Origin of the sequence: Sulfuricurvum sp. (assembly GCF_022759005.1) — a bacterium.
Classification (GTDB): domain Bacteria; phylum Campylobacterota; class Campylobacteria; order Campylobacterales; family Sulfurimonadaceae; genus Sulfuricurvum.
In genome coordinates this window covers 1-6,055 of the sequence record NZ_JAEMQA010000008.1, presented here as the reverse complement: position 1 = coordinate 6,055, position 6,055 = coordinate 1, and the positions used below count along the sequence as shown (strand labels likewise).

General features: G+C 43.1%; 6 protein-coding genes. 1 reads left to right on the top strand and 5 read right to left on the bottom strand.

Features of this window, described 5'->3' with window-relative positions:
- From purC to JHC35_RS00380, 5 genes are all read right to left on the bottom strand, one after another.
- On the bottom strand, positions 1-652 hold a 652-nt coding region (gene purC / locus JHC35_RS00400), incomplete at its 3' end, for a phosphoribosylaminoimidazolesuccinocarboxamide synthase (RefSeq protein ID WP_295041351.1).
- Between the two features lie 2 nt (positions 653-654).
- The gene (locus tag JHC35_RS00395; protein WP_295041349.1) at positions 655-1,980 is read right to left on the bottom strand and encodes a S41 family peptidase; all 1,326 of its coding nucleotides are present in this window, start codon (positions 1,978-1,980) and stop codon (positions 655-657) included.
- 76 nt (positions 1,981-2,056) lie between these two features.
- Positions 2,057-2,260, bottom strand: coding sequence for an RNA-binding S4 domain-containing protein (locus JHC35_RS00390; RefSeq protein ID WP_295041347.1), 204 nt, complete (start codon positions 2,258-2,260; stop codon positions 2,057-2,059).
- 96 nt (positions 2,261-2,356) lie between these two features.
- Positions 2,357-2,629 (bottom strand): RNA-binding protein, encoded by a 273-nt coding sequence (locus JHC35_RS00385; protein ID WP_294918015.1) that lies wholly within the window; start codon positions 2,627-2,629, stop codon positions 2,357-2,359.
- A gap of 165 nt (positions 2,630-2,794) precedes the next feature.
- Complete coding sequence (locus JHC35_RS00380; protein WP_295041345.1) at positions 2,795-4,909, bottom strand: EAL domain-containing protein; 2,115 nt, start codon at positions 4,907-4,909, stop codon at positions 2,795-2,797.
- 134 nt (positions 4,910-5,043) lie between these two features.
- On the opposite strand from JHC35_RS00380, the gene JHC35_RS00375 reads away from it, so the two are divergent.
- The coding region (locus JHC35_RS00375) for an ATP-binding cassette domain-containing protein (RefSeq protein ID WP_295041343.1) at positions 5,044-6,055 on the top strand (1,012 nt) is incomplete at its 3' end.

Below are 6,055 nucleotides of genomic sequence, written 5' to 3'. Positions count from 1 at the left end.
GACGAAAACGGTCTTTATCCATTTTTTCACCGGTTGCTAAATCCCAAAAACGGCAATTGTCCGGACTGATCTCGTCAGCAAGGATGATTTTTCCGTCTTTATCGCGTCCGAACTCAAGTTTGAAATCGACAAGATTAAGCCCTTTTTCGTGGAAGTACGGGCGTAAAATCGAGTTCACTTCGCGTGCCATAGCTCGAAGCTGATCAAGCTCGGCTTCATTGCGTACAAGCTCCAAAATCAAACAGTGCTGATCGTTAAGTTTCGGATCTCCGAGGGCATCGTTTTTGTAATCGAATTCGACCAAGGTGAACGGAAGTATTTTTCCATCGGGGATACCGAGATTTTTACTCAAACTTCCGGTAGCGATGTTGCGGACGATCACTTCGATGAGGATGATATCGACTTTTTTGCACAGCATATGGGTATCATCGAGCATTTCGACAAAGTGAGACTCAACGCCGCGGTTTGCAAGCATTTTAAACAGTTCCGTAGAGATTTTGTTATTCAATGCCCCTTTACCCGATTCATTGTCTTTTTTAGCGCCGTTGAAAGCGGTAAGGTCATCTTTAAACTCTGCAATAACTAAATTAGGATCATCGGTACTAAAGAGGCGTTTCGCTTTTCCTTCGTAGATGAGATCACGTTTTTCCATGGTTATTTTCCTTTGACTATGATTAAAGCTTTGATGATGTCGACGGCCTCTTTGAGCTGAATATCTTTGATCATCTGTTGAGGGGTAATGGTTGTTTTGTTGGTTGTGTTGACTTCGGTGACGTCAACCATTCCAGGATTCTCTTTTTCAAGTTCTGAGGTGAGGTGTTCTTTGAGATCGGCCTCTTTGATGTTGAACGATTTATCGTGGTTTTTGATCTCGCCGGAAGCGACTTCGATGTCCGGAGTAACCCCTACGGCTTGAATGGTGCGTCCGCTTGGGAGATAGTAGCGGGCAACGGTGAGTTTGATCCCTTCTGTTTCGGTGATCGGCATAACCACTTGAACCGATCCTTTACCGAACGTTTTTTCCCCTACGATGACGGCCCGTTTTAAATCTTGGAGAGCACCGCTGACGATTTCAGACGCACTGGCGGAACCTTCGTTGACCAAAACAACGAGAGGGAGATGGGTGATGGTAGCGCTTTTGGTCGCTTTGTAGGTGACATCATCGGTTTTGTTACGCCCTTTTTGAGAGACGATTACCCCTTCATCGACAAACAGATCAGTCAACTCAACCGCTTGATCAAGCAACCCTCCGGGATTGTTACGCAGGTCGAGAATGATCCCTTTGCTTTTATCTCCGTACTTTTTGATCGCTTTTTTAACATCGGCCGCTACTTTTTTATCGAAACTGGTAATGCGGATGTAGAGGATATCTTTGCCGATGGTGCGGGTATAAACCGATTCAACTGTAATGATTTCACGAATAATGTGCATTTTGATCGGATCGGCAACCCCTTTTCGGACAATGGTAAGGTCAATCGGAGTTTTTGGCGTTCCGCGCATGATTCCCACCGCATCGTCGATCGTCATGCTCAGGGTCGATTTGTCATTGATTTTGAGGATAATATCCCCCGCTTTAATACCGGCTTTATCGGCAGGTGTCCCTTCGATCGGAGCGATAACGGTGAGAGCGTTGTCCCGCATCCCTACCGTTATTCCAAGCCCGCCGAATTCACCGTCAGTTTGGGATTTTAAGCTGTCGTAGCTTTTTTTGTCCATGTAGGTCGAGTGGGCATCGAGGTTCGAGAGCATCCCCTGCAACGCTTTGTCGATCAGTTGATCGACGGTAAGGCCGTCCACGTTGTATTGTTCGACGATTCCAAGGACTTTGGTAAATTTGGCTAACGATTGAAGACGCGACGCTTCGACCGAAGCTTCGGTTGGCTCAGGAGTGTTGTTTTTTGCTAACAGCGATGTAGAAAGGGCGACGCTAATCGCCACCGCACTGACAAAACCGATAAGCATCATTTTTGTGTTTTTCATACGTTTTTTGAACCTTGCGTAAAGCCGCTAAATAAGATCAGGAATTATAGTGAAAACTCTATTAAATAACAATGGATTAGATGACCTCGATGATCACGTCTCCGATGATAATCTTTTCCCCTTTGGTGATTTTTGCCCGTTTTCGGGTTTCGATTTGTCCGTTACGGTAAACATGACCATTGTCAATCAACATTTTGGCTTGTCCGCCGGTATCGACGAGATCGAGGAGCTTAATGAGTTTATGCAGTTCGATAAAAGGTTCGGTCAATGTATACGTCATAGGTAACTTCTTTGTATAGAAAATTATAGTTAAAGCAGATGAAAGAGAAATTTATGAAAGATTGGAGACCCTTGAAAAGGGCCTCCCGTTGTAAAATTACCAGCGATCGCGCGGAGGGCGTGGAGCACGTGGGCGTGCTTCATTTACACGAAGTGTACGTCCACCGAAATCATTACCCTCAAGAGCAGTGATTGCTTTTTCAGCTTCATCTTTGTTTGCCATTTCAACGAAACCAAAGCCGCGGAAACGTCCCGTTTCTTTATCGTTTACGAATTTAACTGAACTAACTTCACCGTATTGTCCGAAAAGATCTTTCAAATCGTTTTCGTTTTTGCCGTAGGGAATATTCCCGACATAAATTTGTGTCACATTGTGCTCCGTGGAAAAATCGAACTATAACCTGCATAATCCTTGCGACCATTGTATCTATTCCAATCTTATGGGAATATTAAAAATAATTGTATATTTATAATTAATCCGAAAGTATGCCAAAACCTTACAAAAGATAACTTTTTGATTGGTATTGATATAGCCTTAGATCGAATATCCCACCGTACTTTTAGGTTCGAAATAAGGAGCTTCTTCTTGTAATTTGGCAAGAATTTGTTCTTTTGTAAGGGGGCGGCAGAGATAGTAGCCTTGAAGCGTATCAATTTTATTCTCAATGAGAAAATCGTAGTGACGGCTCTCTTCTACCCCTTCTGCAGTGACACTCATTCCTAAAACATGGGCAAGATTGGCGATCATTGTGACAATATGGCGGTTAGAATCTCCATTAAACAGAGGAAGAATGAACGATTTGTCGATTTTGAGCGTATCTATAGGGAGCTGTGCAAGATAAGAAAAAGAGGAATAGCCTGTACCGAAATCATCTAAAGATATCCGAATTCCACCTCCCTTGAGTTCATGGAGCTGGTGCGTGATGGTTGAGATATTTTCCATAAGAGTGCTTTCGGTTACTTCAATTTTTAAAAACGATGTGGGAATGGATCGTTGTGCAAGATACTCTAAAAGCTCTCTAGCAAAAGCTTCGCGATGGAATTGTTTCGCGGAAACGTTAATGGCTACAAAAAAAGGATCATCCCATTGCATACGGAGTGTTTCGATAAAGTCACACGCCTGAGAGAGCACTTCATGTGAAATGAGATGAATATCGCCGGTGTTTTCGGCAATCGGGATAAACACCTCCGGTGAGATAAATCCCTCAGTCGGATGGGGAAATCGAAGGAGGGCTTCATATCCTTCGATTCGAAGTGTTTTAGAATTGATGAGCGGTTGAAAATAGAGCTCAAACAGGTTTTGTTTCAGGCCGTCACGAATCAGTGATTCAATATGTAAAACATCGTAAAGTGCTTCTTGCATCGACGTATGGTAATAAACAAATCGATTTTTACCTTTGTGTTTTGCGTTATACATAGCTGTGTCGGCATGTTTGATTAAATCCTCTTCATTGCTTGCATCTTGCGGATAAAGGGTGATTCCGATAGAAGAGGAGAGAAAGAAATCGGCGCCGTTGATAGCGAATGGCTCTTTGAAAATTTGGACGATTTGTTTTGCGACGGTATCGATTCGAGTCGAATCGGCATTATGAAGAATGATAATAAATTCATCGCCGCCGAAACGGGCGCAAAAATCGTAGGTGTCAATCGTATTTTGGAGTCGTCTGCTTACTTCGATGAGAATGTCATCCCCGACTTTATGCCCCATGGTGTCATTGATATTTTTAAAATTATCCAAATCCAAGAGCATCAATGCAAACGGTGAATCCTCAGAGTGTTCAAGCCGGCTATTGAGCTGATATTTTAATTTGGTACGGTTGGGTAGAAGTGTAAGAGGATCGTGATGGGCCAAGAATGCAATCTCTTCGCTTTGGGTCTTAGGTGCCGTAATATCACTTGTAATGCCGATAAATATATTGAGTTTAGGATGGTGATGAATACGACTATCGAGCCAGCGTGTTTCTCCGTTTTGGCGGATGATCCTGAATCGTATCGTTTGTGAGTGTCCCTGCGGTAAGGTTTTAAAAAATATTTCTACTAAATCACGGTCTTGCGGATGAATATGCTGTTGCCAAAGCGTAGGATCGGTTAAAAAATCCTCTTTGGGAATGCCGAAAATATCATTAATCGCATCATTGACGTAAGAGAGGGTTAGATTTTGGCTGTGAATATACCAGATCACTTCGTCAATACTGCCGAGGATCTCTTCGAGCTCCTGATTTTTTCTATTCAGAAGTTTTGAGAGCTCATGGGCTTGGAGTTCAACAAGCTCTTTAGAGCGCAAGAGTTCTCTGTTTAGTTGATTGAGCTCGGTGAGATTTCGGATATTGACGAAAAAACGGACGTTCCCGTCAAGCCGTATCATCCGCACGCTTTTTGTGGTTTGAACGATATGGCCGTTGTGATGGAGAAAATCGGTTTGGGCATCGAGTGATTTTCCCTCTTTCATCACCGTAGCAATGCATTTTTGGAAAATATCGATATCTGCTAAAACGGTTAGGATATTTAGACCCGTGAGCATGCTGTTTTCATAACCGAGCATATCGGAAAAGGATTCGTTCGCGAAAAGGATTACTCCTCGCTCATCAACAATAATAATCCCATCGGGAAGATAATTTAAAACGTCAAGCAACGGAGCTTCGGTAAACATAACAAGCCTAAAAAAAAGTGTATTATTCTATTATAAATCTTAATGCTTTAAGTTTTCCTTTCCGATGGACTTATCGTCGCATAATTTGAATTGAGATATAATCGCGTAATTTTTAAACAGCAAAGAGTATTAATATGGTACAAGTCACAAAATTAACAATGCGCTTCGGCAGCCGGATTTTATTTGAAGGGATCAATCTCAAACTCGACCGTAACAAACGCTACGGGCTTATTGGTGCAAACGGTGCGGGAAAAACCACCTTTTTGAAAATTCTCAGCGGCGAGATCAAAGAGTACGAGGGGGACATCTCCATCGAGCCGGGTCTCAAAGTGGGCGTTTTAGGACAAAATCAGTTTGCGTTTGAAGAGTTCACGATTGCTGATGCGGTCTTGTGGGGAAACAAACGTCTTTATGACGCGATAAAAGAAAAGGAACATCTTTATGCGACGGGTGATTTCGAAGATGATAAAGTCAATGATCGTCTTGCTGAACTCGAAATGATCTGCTGTGAAGAAGATCCGACCTACGAATACGATGTACAAATCGCAAAAATTCTCGAAAACGTGGGGATTGCGGCAGAACATCATCACGATTTGATGTCAAGTCTCCCTTCGTCGGATAAATTTAAAGTTCTTTTGGCTCAAGTGCTGTATCCGAAACCGGATGTTTTGTTTCTCGATGAGCCTACCAACAACCTCGATATCGATACGATCGGATGGTTGGAGCATGAACTTCAACGCCATGAGGGGACAATGGTTGTTATCTCACATGACCGCCACTTTCTCAATGCCGTCGTAACGAATATTCTCGACGTCGATTTCCAAAAAATTCGTGAGTTCACAGGGACGTATGATGACTGGTATTTGGCATCGACGGTTATGGCGAACCAAGCACAATTAGAGCGGGACAAGAAGCTCAAAGAAAAAGAGCAGCTTGAAGCGTTCGTGCGCCGATTCTCGGCGAATGCTTCAAAAGCCAAACAAGCCACTTCACGTCAAAAACAACTGGACAAATTGGTCATCGATGACATTAAGCCATCTAGCAGACGTGATCCGAGTATCGTTTTTAAAGCTAAACGCCAGATGGGTGACGAAGCGCTTGACGTTATCGGGGTATCCCATAGTTATGGAGATTTAGAGGTCCTTA

Bases quoted from the DNA above. Each gene is read 5' to 3' on its own strand.
- JHC35_RS00380 (WP_295041345.1), bottom strand. From the start codon at position 4,909: ATGTTTACCGAAGCTCCGTTGCTTGACGTTTTAAATTATCTTCCCGAT.
- JHC35_RS00395 (WP_295041349.1), bottom strand. From the start codon at position 1,980: ATGAAAAACACAAAAATGATGCTTATCGGTTTTGTCAGTGCGGTGGCG.
- JHC35_RS00390 (WP_295041347.1), bottom strand. From the start codon at position 2,260: ATGACGTATACATTGACCGAACCTTTTATCGAACTGCATAAACTCATT.